The sequence below is a fragment of the Pararoseomonas sp. SCSIO 73927 genome (assembly GCF_037040815.1).
GTDB lineage: Bacteria > Pseudomonadota > Alphaproteobacteria > Acetobacterales > Acetobacteraceae > Roseomonas.
Window position 1 is genome coordinate 2,553,945 of record NZ_CP146232.1, and the last position, 21,470, is coordinate 2,575,414.

Below are 21,470 nucleotides of genomic sequence, written 5' to 3' on the forward strand. Positions count from 1 at the left end.
CCAGGAGGCTCAGCCTCCTGGCGGGGGTCCAGGGGGCGGAGCCCCTTGGTCCGCAACCCTCACGCGCCCAGCCCGGCCACGGCGGCGTCCGCCACGCGGCGCTGGCGCAGCACGTCGATGGTGGCCTGGGCGGTGCTGGCGGCCACGCCCATGCGCTGCATGGCGAAGTCTGCGATGCCCAGCGCCACCTCCCGCTCCCCCATCACGGCGAGGCCGGAGGAGTCCTGCAGGCGCAGCCACTCCACCTCGGCGTCCTGGTGGGCGCGCACGGTCACCGCGATGGCAGGGTTGGCGGCGCGGGCCAGCTCCACCACGCGCCGCGCTTCCCAGGCCAGGGGAAGGGTGACGATGAGCAGGCGGGCGCGGCCGATATGGGCGGCCTCCAGCATCTCGGTCTGGGTGCCGTTGCCCCAGAGCACCGGGACGCCCTGACTGTGCAGAAGATCGACGCGGTGGCGGTCGTCCTCCACCACGATGAAGGGCAGGTTGTGCCGCCGCAGCGCCGCGGCCACCAGCACGCCGACGCGGCCGTGGCCAACGAGCACGGCGTGGTCCTCCAGCCGCGGCAGGCCTGCGGCGAAGCGCCCCGCCGCTTCCCGGCCCCGCAGCGCCCGGCCGGGCATCCGCGCGGCGAGTGCCATCAGGGCGCGGTGCGTCAGCGGCATGAGGAGGATGGCGCCGAAGCTGCCCAGTAGGATGGGGCCGCGGATTGCCGCGGGCAGCAGGCCCTCGCCGATCGCCAGCTCCATCAGCACGAAGGAGAACTCGCCGATCTGGGCCAGGGCGGCCGCGACGAGCGCCGCGGTGGCCGGCGGCACGCGCAGGACGACGAGCAGGAGAAAGGTGGCGACGCCATTGGCGAGGAGCACGACGGCCAGCGCCAGAAGGGAGGTGACGGGGGTGTCCAGCACCGTCAGCGGGTTGAGCAGCATGCCGACGGAGACGAAGAAGATGGCCGCGAAGATGCGCTGCAGCGGCAGGGTCTCGGCGGCCGCTTGGTGGCCCAGGTCGCTCTCCCCCAGCACCACGCCCGCGAAGAAGGCGCCGAGGGCGAAGGAGACCCCGAAGAGGGTGGAGGCCCCGTAGGCCACGCCGAGCGCGACGACCACGACCGCGAGGGTGAACAGTTCGCGCGAGGCGGAGCGCGCCACCTGGCCCAGCGCCCAGGGCAGGACGCGCCGCCCGATCACCAGCATCAGGGCCGCGAAGGCGCCGAGCTTGGCGAAGGCGAGCAGCAGGTTGAGGCCGATGCTGCCATCCCCCTCTCCCGAGGCTGCCGGCAGCAGCACGAGGCCGAGCACGACCAGCAGGTCCTGCAGCACGAGCCAGCCGAGCGCGATCTTCCCGGCCTCCGCCGAGAGCTGCCCGCGCTCCTCCAGCGCCCGCGTGGCGACGGCGGTGGAGGCGATGGCGAGGGCGAGGCCGAAGACGAGGGCGTGGCCGAAGGACAGGCCTGGCAGCGCGATGCCGAGGGCGGCGCCGAGCAGCACACCCACGGCCACCTGCGCCGTGGCACCGGGCACCGCGACGCGCCACACCGCCAGCAGGTCCCGCGCCCGGAAGTGCAGCCCGACCCCGAAGAGGAGAAGGCCCACCCCCACCTCCGCCAGGGTGCGGGTGAACTCGCCGTCGATCGTGATGCCCGGCGTGTTCGGGCCGATCGCCACGCCCGCGACGAGGTAGCCCACCAGCGGCGGCATGCGGAGAAGCCGGGCCATGAGCCCGAAGGCGAAGGCGAAGGTCAGGCCCAGCACGAGGCTGGTGAGGAAGGGCGTGGCGTGTTCCATCGAGTCAGGCTTGTCGCAGCCCGCGCCGGTCAGGACCAGGGCGGAACGGTGCGTTTCCGGTGGTAGATTCCGGCGTGCGAGGTCAGGCCAGGACCACCAGCACCACGCTCGTCACGATGAGCAGCGCGCCGACCACGTCGCGCGGCTTCAGCGGCTCCTTCAGGTACCAGCGGCCGAAGGCGAGGGTGAAGACGATCTCCACCTGGCCGACCGAGCGCACCAGCGCCACGGGGGCCAGGGCGAAGCCGGTGAACCAGCAGGCCGAGCCGAGGGCCGAGAGGAGGCCGACCGGGGCGGCGTTGCGCCAGTTGCGGAAGACCTGCCCGACCGAGGCGGGTTCCCGCGCCATCAGCCAGCCGCCCTGCATCACCGTCTGCATGAGGTTGGTGACGACGAGGGTGCAGAGCGCGCCCAGCACCGTGTCCGCCGCGGCGAGGTCCTGGTTGGCGGCGCGGATGGCGATGCCCGTCAGCCCGAAGCAGGACCCCGCCGCGATGCCGAAGAGCGCGGCGGGCTGGGCGGTGGCGCGCAGGGCCTCCCCGAGGCTGCGGACCTGCCCAGCCATGGAGAGCCAGAGCACCGCGAGAACCCCGAGCCCCACCCCGGCCCAGGCCAGGGGCGGCAGGTGTTCCCCGAGCAGGATCACGGCGAAGACCGCGCCCTGGATCGCCTCCGTCTTGGAGTAGGCGGTGCCGACGGCGAAGCCCCGCGGCGCGAAGGAGGAGATGAGGAAGAGGGTGCCGAAGATCTGCAGCACCCCGCCGACGAAGCAGAGGAACAGCGCCCAGGGCCCGAAGGCGGGCAGGGCGCTGCCGCTGGCCCACCACCAAAGGCCGACCAGGGCCAGGCCCGGCGGCACGCCGTAGAGGTAGCGCACCACGGCGGCGGCGTTGAGCGAGAGTCGGCCGCGCAGCTTCTGCTGGAGGGCGGTGCGCCAGCACTGGAACAGGGCGGCGGAAAGGGTGGCGGCGAGCCAGAGGGGCATTCAGCGCGTCCGGGCAGGGGTGAGCGGCCGGAGGCGGCGCGTCGTCACATCCGCACCAGGGTTGGCCCGGCGGCGGCGCCCGTCAATCCTGCGCCCACCACTCCCACGCCCGGCCGCCGCCCCATATCCGCCGCATCCCTAATGAAGGATCCCGACATGAGACGCACCCTTCTTCTCTCCCTTCTCGCGCTCCCGCTCCTCGCGGGCGCCGCCGCCGCGCAGCCCGCGGTCTTCGCCGGGCCGGGCACGCTGCTCCGCCTCTCGGAATCCGCCGAGGTGGTGCGGGTGCCGGACGAGGTGAGCGCCACGCTGCGCTACGAGGCCCGGGAGACCTCCGCTTCCGGCGTGCAGGCCACGGTGAACCGCGCCATGGCCGCGGCGCTGGAGACGGCGCGCGGCGCGGCAGGGATCACCGCCTCCACCGGCGCCTATCGCAGCTGGCGGCAGGAGGACCCGGCCCGCTGGGTGGCGAGCCAGACGCTGAACCTGCGCGGCAGGGACCAGGCGGCGCTGCTGGAACTGGTGGGCGCGCTGCAATCCCGCGGCCTGGTGGTGGGCGGGATCGGCTTCGGCCTGACCCGGGATTCGGCCCGCGCGGCGCGGCAGGAGGCGGCCTCCATCGCGCTGGATGCCCTGCGGCGCCGGGCGGAGGCGGTGGCCGGCCAGATGGGCATGCGGGTGGAGCGCATCGCCGAGGTGAACGTCGAGGCCAGCGATGTGAGCCCCCCGCGCCCGGTGATGGCCCAGGCCATGGCTGCCCGCGCCGCGCCGCCGCCGCCCGTGGCGCAGGCGGACGACATCGTGGTGACCGCCTCCGCGAGCGCGGCGGTGGTGCTGGCGCCGAACTGAGCGGGCGGATTGACGAGGGCCGGGCGGGGCGGGACCGTCCGGCCCCACAGATCCGAACGGAGGAAGCCCCTTGCCCCGCCTCGCGCCCGTCCTCGCCGCGCTCGCCCTTCTCGTCGCCCCCGGCCTTCCCACCACGCGGGCGGCGCTGGCCCAGGGCCAGCCCGCCCAGCCGCCCATCCGCCTGATCGTCGGCTTCCCGCCCGGCGGCGGGATCGACCTCCTCACCCGCGTGATGGGGGAGGGGCTCTCGGCCCGGCTCGGCCGCACCGTGGTGGTGGAGAACCGGGCGGGGGCGGGCGGCAACATCGCCGCCGACGCAGTGGCGAAGGCGGCGCCGGACGGCAACACGCTCGGCGCCGTGCCCGCCGGGCCGCTGGTGATCAATCGGCACATCTACCGCTCGATGCCCTTCGACCCGCTGCAGGACTTCACCCCCATCAGTCGCTTCGCCGCCATCCCCGTGGTGTTCCTGGCCGCGCCGAACTCGGGGATCACGGGCATCGCGGGGCTGCGCGCGGCGCTGGAGAAGGGGCCGCTGCCCTGCGGCACGCCGGGGGCGGGCACCACGCAGCACCTGGCGCTGGCCCTGCTGATGCGGGAGATCGGGCGGGAGTGCACGATCGTGCACTACCGCGGCACCGGCCCCGCCCTGCCGGACCTGCTGACGGGCACGATCGGCCTCTACGTCGATACCGTCGTCACCGGCCTGCCGCCGGCGCGGGACGGGCGGGCGCGGGCGGTCGCGATCGCCTCCCCCGCCCGCTCCGCACTCGCCCCGGACGTGCCCGTGGTGGCGGAGAGCGTGCCGGGCTTCGTGGCGGAGACCTGGCTCGCCCTCGTCGGCCCGCGCGGCCTGCCGGAGCCGGTAGCGGCGCGGCTGGAGGAGGCGATGATCGCCCTGGCCCGCGACCCGGCCGTGGCCGCCCGGCTGCGGGAGCTGGCCTCCGACCCCGTCGGCTCCACCCGGGCGGAGCTGGCCGAGACAATCCGCGCGCAGGACGCCGTTTGGGGGCCAGTCGCGAAGGCGGCGAACGTCACGGCGGACTGAGGCCGCCCGGGGAGGGGCGGGGACGGGCCGGGCGGGGCGTGGCATAAGTGCCGCTCATGTCCCCCGTCCTCTCCGGCCTGCTGCTCCAGTTCACGGCCATCGCCCTCTTCGTCGGGCTGGACACGGTGACGAAGCTGCTGACGGTGGACTACCCCGTCCCGCAGATCGTCTTCATGCGCTTCGTGTTCCACACCCTGTTGGTGGCACTGGCGCTGCGGCTGGCGACCGGCCGCCTGCCCTGGCGCAGCCGGGCGCCGGGGCTGGAGGCGGTGCGGAGCCTCTGCCTGCTGGTCGCGAACGGCCTCGTCGTGCTGGCCTTCTCCTACATCCCCCTGGCCGACGCGGCGGCCGTCACCTTCGCCTCTCCCATCTTCACCGCCGGGCTCGCCGCCCTGCTGCTGGGGGAGGTGGTGGGGCCGCGCCGCTGGCTCGGCATCGGGATCGGGATGGTCGGCGTGCTGATCGCCCTCCGGCCGCCCTTCCTGACGGGGGAGATGCCGCACCCCGCCCTGTTCCTGCCGCTGGGAACGGCGGCCTTCTTCGCGGCCTACCAGATCCTCACCCGCAAGCTGTCGGAGGTGGACAGCCCCTCCACCATCATCCTGCACACCGGGCTGGCGGCGGGCGCCGTCTCCGGCCTCGTGCAGCCCTTCGTGTGGCAGGACCCGACCGCCTGGGCCTGGGGGCTGATGGCGCTGGCCGGGGTGTTCGGCCTCTCCGGCCACTACCTCCTCGTCCTTGCCTATTCCCGGGCACCCGCCAGCATCCTGGCGCCGATGACCTACACCCAGCTTATCTGGGCCACCCTGTCCTCCGCCCTCGTCTTCGGCGACATGCCGGATGGGTGGATGCTGCTCGGGGCGGGGGTAATCACGGCGGGCGGCATCATCGCGGGCCTGCCGGCGCGCCGTCGCCCGGGTTGACCCTCGTGGGCAGGCCCCCACGGCACGGCCTCCGTAGGCTGCCCCCACCGGGTTGACCGCTCCGCCGCCCCGCCACAGCCTGCCGCCATCAAGGGAGGGCAGCATGGCCGAGTACGGGATGATCAAGGCGGAGACGCGCGGCAAGGTGGGGCTGATCACCCTGGACCGCCCCTCGGCCCTCAATGCGCTCTGCGATCAGCTGACGACGGAGCTGGGGCAGGCCTTGCTCGCCTTCGACGCCGATCCGGGCGTGGGCGCGATCGTGATCACGGGCAGCGAGAAGGCCTTCGCCGCCGGGGCCGACATCAAGGAGATGAAGGACCGGACCTACCCCGCGGTCCATTTCGAGGACTTCATCGGCACGAAGTGGGAGACGGTGCTGACGGTGAAGAAGCCGGTCATCGCGGCGGTGGCGGGCTTCGCCCTCGGCGGCGGCTGCGAGCTGGCGATGATGTGCGACATCATCCTGGCGGCGGAGAACGCGAAGTTCGGCCAGCCCGAGATCAAGCTCGGCATCATTCCCGGCGCCGGCGGGTCCCAGCGGCTGATCCGGGCGGTCGGCAAGTCCAAGGCGATGGACATGATCCTGACCGGCCGGATGATGGACGCCGCCGAGGCGGAGCGCTGCAACCTCGTCACCCGCGTGGTGCCGGTGGAGAGCCTGGTGGAGGAGGCGCTGAAGATGGGAGAGGCGATGGCCTCCTACTCCCTGCCCTCCGTGGTGATGGCGAAGGAGGCGGTGAACGCCGCCTACGAGCTCTCCCTGCGGGAGGGGGTGCGCTTCGAGCGGCGCCTGTTCCACAGCCTCTTCGCGACCGAGGACCAGAAGGAGGGGATGGCCGCCTTCGCCGAGAAGCGGAAGCCTGCCTTCCGGAACGCGTGACCGGGTTCCGGGGGGAACCCCGGACTCTTCCTTGACTCCCGGGGGGGCTGTGGATAGAACGCCCCCCTCTCGCGGCCGCCCCCGGTGGTGCGCGTCCCGTGAACATATCGACTGGTAACCCCAAGGCCCATGGCGAACACCGCTTCCGCGCGCAAGCGCATCCGTCAGATCGAGAAGCGCACCGAGCGCAACCGCAGCCGCCGCTCGCGCGTCCGCACCTTCCTTCGCGCCGTCGAGGACGCGATCACGGGCGGCGACAAGGGCAAGGCCCAGGAGGCGTTCCGCCTGGCCCAGCCGGAGCTGCAGCGCGCCGCCGACAAGGGCGTGACGCACGACAACACCGTGGCCCGCAAGCTGTCGCGCCTCTCCGCGCGCATCAAGGCGCTCGGCGCGGCCTGATCTGCAGGTTCGGGGCGCCGATCCGGCGCCTCTTCCGGTGGCATTCCAGTAAAGTCGTGATGCATGGGCGTCACGGTGCTTGCGCGCCGTGGCGCTTTTCTTTGCGTGTTCCTTTGCGCGCGGGGCCTCTGCCAGGATCGTGTTTGGCGTTTACCTGGGGAGGGCTCGCAAGTTACGGTTCGTGATGGTCCCGTGGCACGGCAGCGCCGGCGGGAAGGGGGCTCGGGGGTGGATCACATGCCGGAACAGCACGCCAGTGCCGCGTCCGCCGTTTCGGCACAGAGCGCTTCCGATTCCGGTCTCTCCAACCCCGTCGGTCTGGACGCGGCCTGGGCGCGCATCCGCGGCCGCCTGCGCGAGGAGGTGGGCGAGGCGGAGTACCGCACCTGGCTGCGCCAGCTAACCCTGGCCGGGGTCGAGGGCGAGGAGGCGATCGTCCACGTCCCCACCCGCTTCCTGCGGGACTGGCTGCGCGGGCAGTACGGGGATCGGCTGCGGGCGCTGTGGCAGGCCGAGGCGGTGGGCGTGCGCCGGGTGGACATCCGCGTTGCCTCCGCCGGGGCGCCGGCGCGCGAGGCGGAGGCCGCCCCGGCCCCGGCCGCGGTGGAGCCCGCCGAGCCGGCCGCCCGCCAGGCGCCGGAGGCTGCGAAGCCCGATCCGCGCGGCACCGATTCCCGTGGTGCCGATTCCCGTGGTGACTGGGCGGCCCCCCTGGATCCGCGCTTCACCTTCGACAGCTTCATCGTGGGCAAGCCCAACGAGTTCGCCCATGCCTGCGCCCGCCGCGTGGCGGAGAAGCCGAACTCCCCGGGGTTCAACCCGCTCTTCCTCTACGGCGGCGTTGGGCTGGGCAAGACGCACCTGATGCACTCCATCGCCTGGGCGATCCGCGAGCCCCAGGCGGGCGGCACCGGCCGTTCCGTCGCCTACATGTCCGCCGAGAAGTTCATGTACCGCTTCATCGCGGCGCTGCGCTCCCAGTCCACCATGGAGTTCAAGGAGAGCCTCCGCTCCGTCGACGTGCTGATGATCGACGACCTGCAGTTCCTGATCGGCAAGGACAACACGCAGGAGGAGTTCTTCCACACCTTCAACGCGCTGGTGGACCAGGGCAAGCAGATCGTCGTCTCCTCCGACAAGCCGCCCTCCGATCTGGCGGGGCTGGAGGACCGGCTGCGGACGCGGCTGGGCTGCGGCATGGTGGCAGACATCCACGCCACCACCTACGAGCTCCGCATCTCCATCCTGGAGAGCAAGGCGGCTACCGCCGGGGTGGACGTGCCGGCGCGGGTGCTGGAGTTCCTGGCGCACAAAATCACCAGCAACGTGCGCGAGCTGGAAGGCGCCCTGAACCGCCTGATCGCCCATGCCAATCTCTTCGGCCGGCCGGTGACGCTGGAATCCTGCCAGGAGGTGCTGCACGACATCCTGCGAGCCCATGACCGCCGGGTGACGATCGAGGAGATCCAGAAGCGGGTCGCCGAGCACTACAACATCCGGCTGACCGACATGTCCTCCGCCCGGCGCGCCCGGAACGTGGCGCGTCCGCGGCAGGTGGCGATGTACCTGTCGAAGCAGCTCACCTCCCGCTCCCTGCCGGAGATCGGGCGGCGCTTCGGCAACCGGGACCACACCACGGTGATGCACGCCGTGTCCCGCGTGGCGGAGCTGATGCAGGGCGATGCCGGCTTCGCGGAGGACGTGGAGCTGCTCCGGCGGATGCTGGAGACCTGAGCGCCGCTCTCCCGCGCGCGGTCGTCGTCGGTGCTGCCGGCGGCATCGGCGCTGCCCTCGCGGCGGCGCTGGAGGCGCGGGGAGAGGCCGTCCTGCGGCTGGGGCGCCGCACCCATCCCTCTCTCGACCTGCTGGACGAGGCGAGCATCGCGGCGGCGGCCGAAGCGGCCGGCACCGGCCTGACCCTGGTGATCGACGCCACCGGCTTCCTGCACGATGCCCGCCACCGGCCGGAGAAGGCGATCCGCGAGATCGACCCCGCCCACATGGCCTTCAGCTTCGCGGTCAACGCCACTGGCCCCGCCCTGCTGATGAAGCACTTCCTCCCCCGCCTCGCGCGGGACCGGCGCGCGGTCTTCGCCACCCTTTCCGCGCGGGTCGGCAGCATCTCGGACAACCGGCTCGGCGGCTGGGTGAGCTACCGCGCGGCCAAGGCGGCGCTGAACCAGGTCGTCCGCACGGCCTCGGTCGAGCTGGCCCGCACGCACCGCCAGGCCGTCCTCGTCGCGCTGCATCCCGGCACGGTGGAGACCGGGCTCTCCGCCCCCTTCTCCAGGGCGGGGCTGGAGGTTCAGGAGCCGTCCGCCGCCGCCGCCCGGCTGCTCTCGGTCATCGACGGGCTGGCGCCGGACCGGACCGGCCTGCTGATCGACCACCGGGGCGAGACGATCGCGCCGTAGGTCCTGGCCTTCACGGCGCCTTTTCAGGGTGATACGAGGATCATTCGGGGGCTTTGCGCCCTCCATGGCGTTGCGGGGGTGGCGGCGATGAAGTTCACGGCGGACCGGGCGGTGCTCCTGAAGGCCCTCGCCCACGTCCAGAGCGTGGTGGAGCGGCGCAACACCATCCCCATCCTGGCGAACGTGATGCTGGACGCCGCCGAGGGCCGCCTGCGCCTGACCGCGACGGACATGGAGATCGCGATCGTCGAGGAGGTGCCGGGCATCGAGGTGGGGCGCGAGGGCCGCTGCACCGCGCCGGCGGCCACCCTGTTCGAGATCGTCCGCAAGCTGCCGGACGGCGTGAAGGTGGAGCTGGACCACAAGGGCGGCGACGCCCCGCTGGGCCTGCGCGCAGGCCGCTACGTCACGAGCCTGACGGCCCTGCCGGTGGACGACTTCCCCTCCATGACCGAGGGCAAGCTGCCCCATAAGTTCAGCGTCCCGGCCGGGTTGCTGCGCGACCTGGTGGACCGCACCCGCTTCGCCATCTCCACCGAGGAGACGCGCTACTACCTCAACGGCATTTACCTGCACGCGACCGAGGCGAACGGCGCCAAGGTGCTGCGCGCCGTGGCGACGGACGGGCACCGGCTGGCGCGGGTGGAGGAGCCCCTGCCAGACGGCGCCGAGGGGATGCCGGGCGTGATCGTGCCCCGCAAGACCGTGGCCGAGCTGCGCAAGCTGGCGGAGGAGGCCTCCGACGAGATCGAGATGCGGCTCTCCGACACGAAGCTGCAGGTGAAGGTCGGCACCGTGACCCTGACCAGCAAGCTCATCGACGGCACCTTCCCGGACTACGAGCGGGTGATCCCGAAGGGGAACGACCGCGTGATGTCCGTGGACAAGACCGCCTTTGCGGCCGCCGTGGACCGGGTGGCCGCGATTTCCTCCGAGCGGTCGCGGCCGGTGAAGCTCTCGCTGGAGAAGAACCATCTCCTCCTCACAGCCGCCTCCCCGGACCAGGGGCAGGCGCAGGAGGAGCTGGACAACGACACCGTCTCTTACGACTCCGCCCCGCTGGAGATCGGCTTCCAGGCCCGCTACCTGAAGGACATCACGGACCAGGTGGACGGGCAGGTGGAGTTCCGCTTCGCGGACGGCTCCGCCCCCACCATCGTGCAGGACGCGGCGAAGCCGGAGGCGCTCTACGTCCTGATGCCGATGCGGGTCTGATCCCGCGCGGCTTGATGCGGCGGCGCCCGGTGCTATCTGTGATAGCATCGGGTTCGGGGCGCATTGTATGGGCCAGCTTCTGGTTCGCAACGTGGATGACGAGGTAATCGCCCGGCTACGCGCGCGGGCGAGCGCCCATGGGCGCTCGATCGAGGCCGAGCACCGGGAGATCCTTCGGGCGGCGCTGTCGGACGAGGCGGCACGGCGGCGCGAGGTGGAGGCGCTGCGGGCGGAGTTTCGTCGACTTCAGGCGGAAGCGCCGAACCGCGATGGGCCAACGGCCGAGCAGATGATCCGAGAGGACCGGGACAGCCGGTGATCAGCACCGCCGGCTGGGTCCTGGATGCTTCGGTGGCAGTGAAGCTGCTCGTCGAGGAGCAGGGGAGCGACGCTGCCCTGGGATTGCTGGGGGCCCGCCTCCTGGCCCCGGATATCCTGCCTGTCGAGTGCGCCAACGTGCTGTGGCGCATGCACCGGCGCGGCCAACTGTCCGGCGAGGCCGCCGCGCTGCGGCTTCAGAGGCTCTCTGCCCTGCGGCTCGAGATGAGCCCGTCCCAGGCGCTGCTTGCCGGCGCCCTGGCCCGGGCCATGCGCCTGTCCCATCCGATCTACGATTGCCTGTACCTGGAAACCGCGGCGCGGGCGGGCCTTCCGCTCGTCACCGCCGACCGCAAACTTGCCGCCCTGGCGGGCGAGGGGGCGCAGGTGGTGATGCTGAGCGACCTTCCCCCGGCGTGACCCCCTCCCTCAGCCTCACGCGCCTGCAGTTGCAGGACTTCCGCAACCACGCGCGCCTCTCGCTCCGCTTCTCCTCGGGGATCGTGGTGATCGCGGGGGAGAACGGCTCGGGCAAGACGAACCTGCTGGAGGCGATCTCCCTCCTCGGCCCCGGCCGCGGGCTGCGGGGCGCGCGGATCAGCGACCTGGGCCGCCGCGTGGGGGAGGAGGGCCTGCCCTGGGCCGTCTCCGGGCGCTTCGAGGGGCCGGAGGGGGTGTTCGACCTCGGCACCGGCACGGCGCACGGGGGCTCCCCGGAGAAGCGGGCCTTCCGCCTGGACAACGAGCCGGTGAAGACCCAGGCGGAGCTGGGCCGGCTGGTGGCCGCGGTCTGGCTGACGCCGCAGATGGACCGGCTGTTCCAGGAGGCCGCCTCCGGCCGCCGGCGCTTCCTGGACCGGCTGGTCTGGGCGCTGGACCCGGACCATGCCCGGCAGGTCTCGGCGTACGAGAACGCGATGTCCCAGCGGAACCGCCTGCTCTCCGAGGGGCGGGAGGGGCGGCGCCCGGACCCGGCCTGGCTGGACGGGCTGGAGGACGCCATGGCCCGGCACGGCGTGGCGCTGACGGCTGCCAGGCGGTCCCTCATCGCCCGGCTGAACACTGCCCTGGCGGAAGGCGTGGCGGGGGCCTTCCCGGCTGCCCTCTGCGCCCTGGAGTGCGAGACGGCGGCGGCGCTGGAGACCGGGTCCGCCCTGGCGGTGGAGGACGGGCTGCGGGAGGCCCTGGCGGCCCGCCGGGGGCGGGACGCGGCGGCAGGGCTCGCCCTGTCCGGGCCGCACCGCTGCGACCTCCGCCTCTCCCACCTGCCAAAGGGGGTGCCGGCGGAGCTCTGCTCCACGGGGGAGCAGAAGGCGCTGCTGATCTCGACCGTGCTGGCCCATTCCGCCCTCATCGCCTCGGCCCGCGGCTTCGCGCCGCTGCTGCTGCTGGACGAGATCGCGGCGCATCTGGACGCCGTGCGGCGGGAGGCACTCTTCGCCGCGCTGACGGCCCTTCCGGCCCAGAGCTTCCTGACGGGGACGGAGCCCGGCGTCTTCGCCTCCCTCGATGGGATGGCGGAATCATTCTCGATCGGTCCGGAGGGCGTAACGGCGGACTGAAAGGCTTCTTCGACCCCCGTTTCCTGCGATTTATGTGCGCGGCGAGGGGCTCGCCCATGGCTTCGCGCGCGCGGAATCCTTATATTGCGAACAGATGATTCCGCACGCCGCGCAACGGTTCCGCGCGGCCCGAGAGGTCCCCGATCCGCATGTCCGAATCCGCCCGCGCCGCCCATGACGCCGAGGTTGCCGCCGCCGGCGCCGATGGCGCCTATGACAGCGCCTCCATCACCGTTCTGCGCGGCCTGGAGGCCGTCCGCAAGCGCCCGGGCATGTATATCGGCGACACCGACGACGGCTCCGGCCTGCACCACATGGCCTTCGAGATCATCGACAACGCGGTGGACGAGGCCCAGGCCGGCTTCGCCGACACCTGCGAGGTGGTGCTGAACGGCGACGGCAGCGTCACGGTCACCGACAATGGCCGCGGCATCCCGACGGACATCCACGCGGAGGAGGGCGTCTCTGCCGCCGAGGTGGTGCTGACGCGGCTGCACGCGGGCGGCAAGTTCAACCAGAACTCCTACAAGGTCTCCGGCGGCCTGCACGGCGTGGGCGCGGCGGTGGTGAACGCGCTGTCGGAGTGGATGCAGGTCCGCATCTGGCGGAACGGCAAGGAGCACTTCATCCGCTTCGAGCACGGCGACACGGTGACGCCGCTGGAGGTGGTGGGGCCGAGCGACCATCACGCGGGCACGGAGGTGACCTTCAAGCCCTCCGCCGGGACATTCACCAAGACGGAGTTCGAGTTCGCCATCCTGGAGAAGCGCCTGCGCGAGCTGGCTTTCCTCAACTCCGGGCTGAAGATCCACCTGCGCGACGAGCGGCACACGCCCGTGCAGGAGGCGCACTTCCACTTCGAGGGCGGCCTCGTCGCCTTCGTCGAGTGGATGGACGCGGCCGAGGACCCGCTCTTCAAGCCGCCCGTGTCCTTCGCCTCCAGGGAGGTGAACGGCATCAAGGTGGAGATGGCGATGTGGTGGAACCGCTCGCCGCGCGAACGGACGCTGTGCTTTACCAACAACATCCCGCAGCGCGACGGCGGCACGCACCAGGCGGGCTTCCGCCAGGCGCTGACGCGCGTGGTGACGAAGTACGCGGCCGACCTCGCGAAGAAGGAGAAGGTCGAGCTCTCCGGCGAGGACATGCGCGAGGGCCTTTCCTGCATCCTCTCCGTGAAGGTGCCGGACCCCAAGTTCTCCTCCCAGACGAAGGACAAGCTCGTCTCCTCGGAGGTGCAGCCGGTGGTGCAGGTGGCCGTGGCTGACGCGCTGTCCCACTGGTTCGAGACGCACCCGAAGGAGGCGAGGCTCGTCCTCGACCAGGTCGTGCTCTCCGCCGTCGCGCGGAAGGCGGCCCAGGCGGCGCGCGAGAAGGTGGGGCGCAAGAACGCGCTCGACATCTCCACCCTGCCCGGCAAGCTGGCGGACTGTCAGGAGAAGGATCCCGGCAAGTCCGAGCTGTTCCTGGTGGAGGGTGACTCCGCAGGTGGCTCCGCGAAGCAGGGCCGCAACCGCGCGAACCAGGCCATCCTGCCGCTGAAGGGCAAGATCCTGAACGTGGAGCGCGCGCGGATGGACAAGATGCTGTCCTCCGCCGAGGTGGGCACGCTGATCACCGCGCTCGGCGCGGGCATCGGCACGCGGGATCCGGACCGGCCGAACATGCCGTTCTTCGATCCGGACAAGCTGCGCTACCACCGCATCGTCATCATGACGGACGCGGACGTGGACGGTTCCCACATCCGCACGCTGCTGCTGACCTTCTTCTTCCGGCAGATGCCGGAGCTGATCGAGCGCGGCTACCTCTACATCGCGCAGCCGCCCCTGTACCGCGCCAAGCGCGGCAACGAGGAGCGCTACCTGAAGGACGACCGCGCGCTGGAGGAGTTCCTGCTGGAGAAGGCGCTGAGCGGCGCCCGCCTCCTCCTTGCCGACGGGCGCGAGCTGGCCGGGGAGGAGCTGCGCGCGGCGGTGGACGAGCAGCGCAACGCCGCCCGCCGCATCCGCCGCCTGGCGAGCAACGTGCCGGCGGAGATCGTGGAGCAGGCGGCGGTGGCGGGCGCGCTGGGCGCGGACGCGCATCCGGAGGCGGCGCCGCTCCTGGTGGAGCGGCTGAACGCCCTGGCGGCCCCGACAGAGCGCACCTGGATGGCGACGCTGGACGCGGAGGGGCTGCGCGTGTTCCGCGACGTGCGCGGCGTTCGGGAGAGCCACCACCTGGACCCGGTGGCGCTGCGCTCCGCCGAGGCGCGCTGGCTGGAGGAGCGGCGCGAGGCGCTGGCGGCCGATTTCGGCGCGCCGGCCACGCTGCAGTTCGATGCGCAGCGCCAGGAGGTGCGCGGCCCGATGGCGGCGCTGGACCGTATCCTGGCCCAGGGCCGCAAGGGCCTGACCGTGCAGCGGTTCAAGGGGCTGGGCGAGATGAACCCCGACCAGCTCTGGAAGACCACGCTGGACCCGGAGGCGCGCACCCTGCTGCGCGTGGCGGTGGAGGATGCGGACGATGCCGGCCGCGTCTTCTCCACCCTGATGGGCGACGTGGTGGAGCCGCGCCGCGACTTCATCGTGGGCAACGCGCTGAAGGTGGCGAACCTCGACGTGTGACGGGATGTGTTAGTGTCCACCACAGTTTGTCCAAATTCTCGATAGTCTGTCCATGAACTGGCGCCCGTTACGCAAGTACGGGCGCCATCTCCGTCAGCAAAGCCAAACGACCAGTAAGTGACTGCAGATTGAAGACTGGACCGGCAATAACCTCATGCCATGACGACTTCGTCCTCGGCAGACGCCAATCCCGGGCTACTGCCGTCCCATGAGGGCATGAACTTCTCGCTGGGAGCGCGGCCATCGGAATGAGATTGCGGCCTGCTGGATCGGGGGCATGAATACAGTCGCCCCGGAAGGGCTTACTTGGCTCCATGGGGGTGCCATGAGTGCGGTTCGAGGTCTTCCAGAACTGGAGCGAGCGGGGCGTGTACGACCTCAGCAGGCTGTCCCCGATCGACTTCGAGACCCTCGCCCGGGATCTCCTCCAGGCCGAGTGGGGCCAGCGCCTCGAAGTGTTCAAGGCAGGCCGGGACCAGGGGATAGACCTCCGGTATTCCCGACCGCAGGGCACCACGACGATCATCCAGTGCAAGCACTACGCGGCATCGACCCTTGCCACGCTCCGAAGGGATCTGGTCAAGACCGAGCTTCCCAAGATCAAGGCGCTGGCCCCCGGACGTTATGTCCTCTTCACGTCCATCCCGCTCAGTCCAGGAAACAAGCGGGATATCCGTTCGGACCTCCACCCTTATGTCGTAGACGACCTGGATATAATCGGCGCGGACGATATCGAGAATCTTCTCGCCCTTCATCCGCGAGTGGAGACGAATACACCCAAGCTATGGCTGACGAGCACGCCCGTCATGGAGCGTGTACTCCACGCCGCCGAGCACCTGCAGACCAGGCTGAAGGTGGAGAGCATCTACGGGAAGCTTCCCCTTTACGTCCAGAATGCTGCCTATGGCCGTGCGCTGGACATTCTCGACAGCGAGGGTTCGGTCATCATCTCCGGTCTCCCCGGTGTCGGCAAGACGACCCTGGCTGACATGCTCCTGCTCGCCCATATCGAGAAGGGGTTCGAGCCTGTCGAGATCCGGTTCGACATGAGCGAGGGCCGGAAATTCTTCTCGAGCGGGAAGAAGCAGATATTCTATTTCGACGACTTCCTGGGGCAGACGATGCTTGGTCCGCGTTCCGACCTGGTGGGACGTCGGCAGGACGAGGCAATACTCGAATTCGTCGAACTGGCTGGCCGGACCCCGAATACCCGCTTCGTGCTGACGACCCGTGAACATCTGCTGCAGCAGGCTGTGCAGGCATCCGAGCGCTTTGGAAGGGAAAATGAACTTCTGAAACTGCTCCGGTGCGTTCTGGAGGTGGGTGACTATCCCCTGCTCGAACGCGGGCGCATTCTCTTTAATCACGTCTATTTTGGAGATCTGCGGCAGGAACATAAGGACGGACTGCTGGCGGACGAGTTCTACCTGGATGTCCTTCAGCACCGGAACTTCAACCCGCGCCTGATCGAATGGATGTCGCGGCTCAAGAATGTCAGGCACTCACCGCCGGGTGGATACCGGGCGACAGTGACAGCCATCCTCGATCAGCCCGCCCTCATCTGGCAGTCCGCATTCGAGAACCAGATATCCGAGGCGGGACGGGGCATCCTCCTCTCCCTGTACGCGCTCGGCAGCTTCGTCTTCCTTTCCGACCTGGAGGATGCCTGGGAGCCGCTGCATCGGCACCGGTCCTCCCGGTACAACTTCAGCAGTTCCGCGGAGGACTGGCGGAAGGGGATGGCTGAACTGGAAGGGGGCTTCCTCTCGTTCCCCGATGGCAGGGTGACCTTCGTGAACCCCTCCGTCCGGGACTTCTTCGACGAGACGCTCTGCAGCCATCCCGAGCACGCCCGGGATCTCCTGGCCGCTGCACGGCGCTTCCGGACGGTCCAGGGCGTGTGGCGCCTGGCGGCAGGGGAGCGCGGAAGTCGGCTGCTCGCCTTCCTCGCACGGCAACCGGTCCTACTGGAGGATGCCGTGGAGCGGACCTGGACATTGGCCGACAGGGGCGGGCCTGCCGTCACCGACGCTCACCTGTCGGTCCTCGTGTCGTGGGAGAAGCGGTTCCTGGAAGTCGTCCGGATGGCCGACATGACCTCCTCCTCCAGGCTGCGCGAGATCGTCAAGGGCTTCCTCCTACTCGCCCTGGAGCGCTGGAAGGGGATCTACCCAGACTACGAGGCCATGCTGGCGGCCCTTGATGCAATGGAAGCCGATCGGTCGTTCTGGTCCCCCTTCTCCAGCACACTCCGGACAACCCTCATCCACCAGATCGTCGACGGACCACAATCCCTGGATGGCTTCCATGCCTTTGCAGTGCATGCCGGGCGCGGTCAGGCCGCCTTCGACGAGGCCGGGACGGCGGCCCTGGAGAAGGCCTTCGATGCCTACCTCGAGGACCACTTCGAAGACGAGGTCGGCGACCTCGACGAGGAAGGCGGGCTGGATCTCATGAAGAGCCGCCTGAGCGAACTCGAGACCTGGAGCGGGATCGCGTTGGATGAGCAGCGGGCCGCGGTCCAGCACCGGATCGAGAGCCTCCACGAGGAGGCAGAGACGGACGAGCAACGACCCACCTCGACCTGGGCACCAGGCCCGCCGGTCGACGCGGCGGCGGCCGTGAACGAGCTGAGAGACATGTTCGGCGTCCTGCGTCCGGACCCGTGACGCTGGCCCTCTTCCAGTCTGGCCCATCCACCATGCTTGCCTCGCGGGGCCGATGTGGCTTCCGGCCCTCCCGACGACGACCGCGCGTCTGGCCAGGGTCCACGTCGGTCCGGGCTGAGCCGGATGCGGCTTGGAGCACCGACGTCAGAAACATCCTGGTCCAGCTGGTGGTGGACCGCATCGTCCATGCCAGATGGAGTTCCCAGATCCACGAGGAGTGGATCCGCAACCTGTCCCAGCGGGGAAGCAATCAGCCACCCAGGACGGAGCTGGAAAGGACGAGCGGGATAATGGACAGGGCTGTGCCTGGTGCACTGGTGTCGGGGCACGAATGGCGTATCCCCGGCATCAATCTCCAGAACCCGAACGATCGTCACGTGGTGGCCGCAGCCCTCGAGGCAGGTGCGGGCGTCGTCGTCTCGAAGGACCGGCAGCTCTCCTCGCCGCAGATCGAGCCCTACGGGCAGCTTTCTGGGCTGGACTATTCCTTTTTATTCCTGGCAAGCGCCAGGGCCGAGATGACGAGCTGCTGGAAGGCGGGGGAGGTCGCCGCCATCTCCGCGACCTCGTGGACCCAACCCGGCAGGCCGATCTCCCTTCCAGCCCGTTTCCGCAGGTAGTCCGAGATGCGGGCACCGAGTTTTGCCGAGGGCCTGGAGACGCTGGTCAGGAGCTTGCTCAGGTGTGGCTGCCCGATCCCCAGGAGGGCGGCCAGCTCCGTCTGACTGAGGCCGTCCTCGCGGCGTGCCCTGTCGAGCGCGTCCGGCCCTGTGCCCTCTGGCCACCCTTCCATAGATACCAGGGTTTATGCTTTCCTATGCATTATGCAAGCGACCATCGATCTGGCCCTGGTGGACCGTGACCCTGATGGGGTCGTCATTCCCGGCGTCGTATGGGGGCGCCCGGAATGGGTGCCGAGCGCGGCGTTCTGGGCGGCGCTTGCGGCCACCGCGGACGAAGCAGAGGAGGGCTTCGAGGAAGTCGGGGCCTCGCTTGCCGAGGTCGTCGGCTTCTGCATCCTGGGCGGCTACGGAGTCACCTACGAGGTGAACCAGGCCGCCCATGACCACCTGCTGGACCAGGGTGTCTACGAATGGGCCGCTGGCGACACCGACTTCGATGCGGTGGCCAGGGTCGAGGAACTGCTGCGCCTGCCCCTCACGGTACATGGCCGTCGCGTGCACTACCGGTTTCCACGCCAGCGCGCGCGGCGTCTCGTGGAGGCGCTACGTGCCCTCCAAGCCGAGCCGCCGCCGACGCGCGACTGCCGGGAGTTCCGCGACAGCCTGATGGCCATCAAGGGAATCGGTCCCAAGACGGCCTCCTGGATCGCCCGGAACCACCTCGGCGCCAAGTCGGTCGCCATCCTCGACGTGCATGTCATCCGCGCCGGGCGGATCATCGGTCTGTTCGGCGAGCACGAGCGGCTGCCGCGCGACTACCACCGCATGGAGCTGCGCTTCCTCGAGTTCGCGCACGCCATCGGCGCTTGTCCAGCGATCCTGGATGCTGTGATGTGGCGCGCGATGAGGAATCTGCGCCTGGGCGACCACGGACGCTGACGGGCCGCCTTCCTCGACCGGACATGCACGGAGGAAGCGCTTGGGCAAGGGCGGTGGTGGTGGCGGCAGCCGGAACCGTCGGCCTGGAGGCGCGGCTCCGGATCCGGTGCCCCAGACCCCCAAGCCTCCTCCTGCCCTGGATGGACCCGATGCCGGTGGCGGCGGGGGAGGTGTGGGGGATCCCGGCATGCAGTGCACCCACGCCTTCGAGATCCCGTTAATGTCCGTGAACCCGTCGGTCGCGGCGGCGGTCGCGGTGGGCATGGACCTCGAGATCGAGGCACAGCCCCGTGGGGGCTATGTCGTCGTGGTCTGCAAGCATTCCGTCACCGGAGCAGCCGTCGGGTCGATCGCAGGCGTCGGCAGGATGGACGAGTTCATCCGGTGCCTCCAGGCAGGGGTGGCCTATTCGGCCGTGGTCATCGCCCGGAACGGTACGAACATCCGCGTGCGTGTCGGGAGGGCCTGACCGTGATCGTCGCCGGTGGCGCGTATCGCGAGATCTGTCAGGTACCGCGGGTCGACCAGATCTTCGGATCGGGAGGCCGTGCCGCAGCGGCTCTCGGCATCCTCTCGCCCGGAACGGAACTGCACACCTACGCTGGCCGGTCCCTGGCCCGGGATCTCTTGGCCTCCATGGCGGCATTCGGGGTCGGGGCCAGGATCACGGAGATCGAGGAGGAGATCGCGTTCTCCTACTTCCACCCCCTGTCGTCATCCGTGCTGTCGCCCCCGCGCCCGGCTCTGCAGCCGTCCCTGCATGTCGCAGGCAGCCACGTGCTCCGGTTCGGGATGATCGAGGGCGATGCTGTCGTCCGGGGCGGATCGGTTGTCTACGACCCCCAGGGTGCCGATACCTATGCGGGGTTCCACGCGAACGGATCCGTCGCTGACCGCCTTGCGCTCGTGCTGAACGAGGCGGAGGCCGAGGCGGCCACGGGTCTCCAGGGCCCCGATGCCGCACGGGCACTCCTCGGAGGCGAGGGGGCGGAGGTCGTCGTGATCAAGGGCGGCGCGAAGGGAGCGCTGGTGCTGGCCGCAGGGGCCGAGCCAGCGTTCGTCCCCGCCTATCGTTCGGACACGGTCTTCAAGATCGGATCAGGCGACGTCTTCAGCGCGGTGTTCGCGCATGCCTGGGCAGAGCAGGGCCTCGCACCGGCGGACGCGGCCACCTTCGCCTCGGCCGGGACGTCCGGCTATGTGGCGTCGCAGTCGTTGCCGGTCGCGTCCCTTGAGCTGCCGGACCCGGCGCTGGCGCTGCCGGTCTGGAAGGATCCGGGGCGCATCTACCTGGCGGGGCCGTTCTTCGATGTCCCGCAGCTCTGGTTCATCGAGGAACTCCGGGAGTTGCTTCTCGAGGGTGGGGCGCGCGTCTTCTCGCCCTACCACGATGTCGGAACGGGACACGCGCCGGACGCGATCGCGCGGGCCGATCTCGATGGGCTTCGCTCAGCCGACGCCGTCCTCGCGGTCGTTGACGGGGGTGACCCTGGCACCGTCTTCGAGGTCGGGTATGCGGCCGCCCTCGGCATGCCGGTGATCGCCCTCGCGTCACGGACACCGCACGAGGATCTCACGATGCTACACGTTCCAGGCGTCGAGATCGTCGGAGACGTGACGACGGCCGTCTACAAGGCGCTCTGGGCCTCCATGGGATGAGGCTGCTCCTGCTGTCCGGCGGGGTGGACTCCTCGGCGATCGCCTGGTGGACCCGTCCTGACGTCTGCCTCACGGTCGACTACGGCCAGGCTCCGGCCCAGGGCGAGATCCAGGCCGCTGCTGGCATCTGCCGGGAAGCAGGCCTCCGGCACGAGGTCCTGGAGGCCGGGCTGGGCCATCTCGGCTCCGGCCTCATGGCAGGCCGGACGGCATCCCCGGTCGGGAACGCGGCGGAGTGGTGGCCTTACCGGAACCAGATGCTCGTCACGCTTGCCGCGATGCGCTTCGTCGCGGAGGGGGTGCAGGAGATCATGATCGGAGCGCTAGAGAGCGACAGGCACCTGGACGGAAGCCGTGCCTTCCTCGAGGCGATGGACCGCACGATGGCCCTGCAGGAGGGCAGTGTCCGGGTCACGGCACCGGCACATCCGTACACCACGGAGGAACTTCTCAAGGTGTCAGGTTTCCCGACCGGCATGCTGGGCGCAACCTTCTCATGCCATAGGGCAGAGATGCCGTGCGGTGGCTGCAGTGGCTGCGAGAAAAGCCTCGACCTTCTCGACCGGTATACGTCGTCGGCCACCTTCTGAG

At 70.3% G+C, this 21,470-nt stretch carries 20 protein-coding genes; 17 read left to right on the top strand and 3 right to left on the bottom strand.

Annotated elements, in window-relative coordinates; genetic code table 11:
- Nucleotides 1-59 precede the first annotated feature (59 nt).
- Both VQH23_RS12035 and VQH23_RS12040 read right to left on the bottom strand, forming a co-directional pair.
- Nucleotides 60-1,787, bottom strand: coding sequence for a cation:proton antiporter (locus VQH23_RS12035; RefSeq protein WP_338665885.1), 1,728 nt, complete (start codon nucleotides 1,785-1,787; stop codon nucleotides 60-62).
- A gap of 82 nt (nucleotides 1,788-1,869) precedes the next feature.
- Nucleotides 1,870-2,772, bottom strand: coding sequence for a DMT family transporter (locus tag VQH23_RS12040; RefSeq protein ID WP_338665886.1), 903 nt, complete (start codon nucleotides 2,770-2,772; stop codon nucleotides 1,870-1,872).
- Nucleotides 2,773-2,928: 156 nt separating this feature from the next.
- On the opposite strand from VQH23_RS12040, the gene VQH23_RS12045 reads away from it, so the two are divergent.
- The 13 genes from VQH23_RS12045 (at nucleotide 2,929) to VQH23_RS12105 (ending at nucleotide 17,658) form a co-directional block, all read left to right on the top strand.
- Nucleotides 2,929-3,621, top strand: coding sequence for an SIMPL domain-containing protein (locus tag VQH23_RS12045; protein WP_338665887.1), 693 nt, complete (start codon nucleotides 2,929-2,931; stop codon nucleotides 3,619-3,621).
- A 70-nt stretch (nucleotides 3,622-3,691) separates the two neighbouring features.
- Nucleotides 3,692-4,669: a tripartite tricarboxylate transporter substrate binding protein gene (locus tag VQH23_RS12050; RefSeq protein ID WP_338665888.1), complete on the top strand. Its 978-nt coding sequence runs from the start codon at nucleotides 3,692-3,694 to the stop codon at nucleotides 4,667-4,669.
- A gap of 56 nt (nucleotides 4,670-4,725) precedes the next feature.
- Nucleotides 4,726-5,592 (top strand): DMT family transporter, encoded by an 867-nt coding sequence (locus VQH23_RS12055; RefSeq protein ID WP_338665889.1) that lies wholly within the window; start codon nucleotides 4,726-4,728, stop codon nucleotides 5,590-5,592.
- Nucleotides 5,593-5,695: 103 nt separating this feature from the next.
- Nucleotides 5,696-6,475 carry an enoyl-CoA hydratase gene (locus VQH23_RS12060; protein ID WP_338665890.1) on the top strand — a complete coding sequence of 260 codons (780 nt, stop codon included), beginning with the start codon at nucleotides 5,696-5,698 and terminating at the stop codon, nucleotides 6,473-6,475.
- A 129-nt stretch (nucleotides 6,476-6,604) separates the two neighbouring features.
- Complete coding sequence (rpsT, locus tag VQH23_RS12065) at nucleotides 6,605-6,874, top strand: 30S ribosomal protein S20 (RefSeq protein ID WP_338665891.1); 270 nt, start codon at nucleotides 6,605-6,607, stop codon at nucleotides 6,872-6,874.
- 237 nt (nucleotides 6,875-7,111) lie between these two features.
- The gene (gene dnaA, locus VQH23_RS12070; protein ID WP_338665892.1) at nucleotides 7,112-8,608 is read left to right on the top strand and encodes a chromosomal replication initiator protein DnaA; all 1,497 of its coding nucleotides are present in this window, start codon (nucleotides 7,112-7,114) and stop codon (nucleotides 8,606-8,608) included.
- A gap of 98 nt (nucleotides 8,609-8,706) precedes the next feature.
- Nucleotides 8,707-9,288 carry an SDR family oxidoreductase gene (locus tag VQH23_RS12075; protein ID WP_408904336.1) on the top strand — a complete coding sequence of 194 codons (582 nt, stop codon included), beginning with the start codon at nucleotides 8,707-8,709 and terminating at the stop codon, nucleotides 9,286-9,288.
- Between the two features lie 87 nt (nucleotides 9,289-9,375).
- Nucleotides 9,376-10,503 carry a DNA polymerase III subunit beta gene (gene dnaN, locus VQH23_RS12080; protein ID WP_338665893.1) on the top strand — a complete coding sequence of 376 codons (1,128 nt, stop codon included), beginning with the start codon at nucleotides 9,376-9,378 and terminating at the stop codon, nucleotides 10,501-10,503.
- Nucleotides 10,504-10,570: 67 nt separating this feature from the next.
- Nucleotides 10,571-10,822 carry a FitA-like ribbon-helix-helix domain-containing protein gene (locus tag VQH23_RS12085; RefSeq protein WP_338665894.1) on the top strand — a complete coding sequence of 84 codons (252 nt, stop codon included), beginning with the start codon at nucleotides 10,571-10,573 and terminating at the stop codon, nucleotides 10,820-10,822.
- Nucleotides 10,819-11,241, top strand: coding sequence for a type II toxin-antitoxin system VapC family toxin (locus tag VQH23_RS12090; RefSeq protein WP_338665895.1), 423 nt, complete (start codon nucleotides 10,819-10,821; stop codon nucleotides 11,239-11,241). The genes VQH23_RS12085 and VQH23_RS12090 overlap by 4 nt, the downstream gene beginning before the upstream one ends.
- Nucleotides 11,238-12,383, top strand: coding sequence for a DNA replication/repair protein RecF (gene recF, locus VQH23_RS12095; RefSeq protein ID WP_338665896.1), 1,146 nt, complete (start codon nucleotides 11,238-11,240; stop codon nucleotides 12,381-12,383). Before VQH23_RS12090 ends, recF begins: the two co-directional genes overlap by 4 nt.
- 149 nt (nucleotides 12,384-12,532) lie before the next feature.
- On the top strand, nucleotides 12,533-14,989 hold the full coding sequence (gene gyrB / locus VQH23_RS12100; RefSeq protein WP_338665897.1) for a DNA topoisomerase (ATP-hydrolyzing) subunit B: 2,457 nt from the start codon (nucleotides 12,533-12,535) through the stop codon (nucleotides 14,987-14,989).
- 329 nt (nucleotides 14,990-15,318) lie between these two features.
- Nucleotides 15,319-17,658, top strand: a complete 2,340-nt coding sequence (locus VQH23_RS12105; protein ID WP_338665898.1) for a restriction endonuclease — start codon at nucleotides 15,319-15,321, stop codon at nucleotides 17,656-17,658.
- 481 nt (nucleotides 17,659-18,139) lie between these two features.
- Here the strand turns inward: VQH23_RS12105 and VQH23_RS12110 are convergent, their stop codons facing one another.
- Nucleotides 18,140-18,451: a helix-turn-helix transcriptional regulator gene (locus tag VQH23_RS12110; RefSeq protein WP_338665899.1), complete on the bottom strand. Its 312-nt coding sequence runs from the start codon at nucleotides 18,449-18,451 to the stop codon at nucleotides 18,140-18,142.
- Between the two features lie 31 nt (nucleotides 18,452-18,482).
- Between VQH23_RS12110 and VQH23_RS12115 the strand changes: the two genes are divergently transcribed.
- The 4 genes from VQH23_RS12115 to VQH23_RS12130 all read left to right on the top strand — a co-directional run bounded on the left by VQH23_RS12115 (nucleotide 18,483) and on the right by VQH23_RS12130 (nucleotide 21,469).
- Nucleotides 18,483-19,220 carry a hypothetical protein gene (locus VQH23_RS12115; protein WP_338665900.1) on the top strand — a complete coding sequence of 246 codons (738 nt, stop codon included), beginning with the start codon at nucleotides 18,483-18,485 and terminating at the stop codon, nucleotides 19,218-19,220.
- A gap of 187 nt (nucleotides 19,221-19,407) precedes the next feature.
- Entirely contained in the window at nucleotides 19,408-19,689 is a 282-nt protein-coding gene (locus tag VQH23_RS12120) for a hypothetical protein (RefSeq protein ID WP_338665901.1), read from the top strand.
- Between the two features lie 2 nt (nucleotides 19,690-19,691).
- On the top strand, nucleotides 19,692-20,879 hold the full coding sequence (locus VQH23_RS12125) for a PfkB family carbohydrate kinase (protein WP_338665902.1): 1,188 nt from the start codon (nucleotides 19,692-19,694) through the stop codon (nucleotides 20,877-20,879).
- Nucleotides 20,876-21,469 (top strand): 7-cyano-7-deazaguanine synthase, encoded by a 594-nt coding sequence (locus tag VQH23_RS12130; protein WP_338665903.1) that lies wholly within the window; start codon nucleotides 20,876-20,878, stop codon nucleotides 21,467-21,469. The genes VQH23_RS12125 and VQH23_RS12130 overlap by 4 nt, the downstream gene beginning before the upstream one ends.
- The last annotated feature ends 1 nt before the right edge of the window (nucleotide 21,470 follow it).

Coding starts and splice junctions, on each gene's coding strand:
- dnaN (WP_338665893.1), top strand. CDS start 9,376: ATGAAGTTCACGGCGGACCGGGCGGTGCTCCTGAAGGCCCTCGCCCAC.
- VQH23_RS12040 (WP_338665886.1), bottom strand. CDS start 2,772: ATGCCCCTCTGGCTCGCCGCCACCCTTTCCGCCGCCCTGTTCCAGTGC.
- VQH23_RS12110 (WP_338665899.1), bottom strand. CDS start 18,451: ATGGAAGGGTGGCCAGAGGGCACAGGGCCGGACGCGCTCGACAGGGCA.
- gyrB (WP_338665897.1), top strand. CDS start 12,533: ATGTCCGAATCCGCCCGCGCCGCCCATGACGCCGAGGTTGCCGCCGCC.
- VQH23_RS12120 (WP_338665901.1), top strand. CDS start 19,408: ATGCAGTGCACCCACGCCTTCGAGATCCCGTTAATGTCCGTGAACCCG.
- VQH23_RS12115 (WP_338665900.1), top strand. CDS start 18,483: ATGCAAGCGACCATCGATCTGGCCCTGGTGGACCGTGACCCTGATGGG.
- VQH23_RS12035 (WP_338665885.1), bottom strand. CDS start 1,787: ATGGAACACGCCACGCCCTTCCTCACCAGCCTCGTGCTGGGCCTGACC.
- VQH23_RS12055 (WP_338665889.1), top strand. CDS start 4,726: ATGTCCCCCGTCCTCTCCGGCCTGCTGCTCCAGTTCACGGCCATCGCC.
- VQH23_RS12045 (WP_338665887.1), top strand. CDS start 2,929: ATGAGACGCACCCTTCTTCTCTCCCTTCTCGCGCTCCCGCTCCTCGCG.
- dnaA (WP_338665892.1), top strand. CDS start 7,112: ATGCCGGAACAGCACGCCAGTGCCGCGTCCGCCGTTTCGGCACAGAGC.
- VQH23_RS12085 (WP_338665894.1), top strand. CDS start 10,571: ATGGGCCAGCTTCTGGTTCGCAACGTGGATGACGAGGTAATCGCCCGG.
- VQH23_RS12060 (WP_338665890.1), top strand. CDS start 5,696: ATGGCCGAGTACGGGATGATCAAGGCGGAGACGCGCGGCAAGGTGGGG.
- rpsT (WP_338665891.1), top strand. CDS start 6,605: ATGGCGAACACCGCTTCCGCGCGCAAGCGCATCCGTCAGATCGAGAAG.
- VQH23_RS12130 (WP_338665903.1), top strand. CDS start 20,876: ATGAGGCTGCTCCTGCTGTCCGGCGGGGTGGACTCCTCGGCGATCGCC.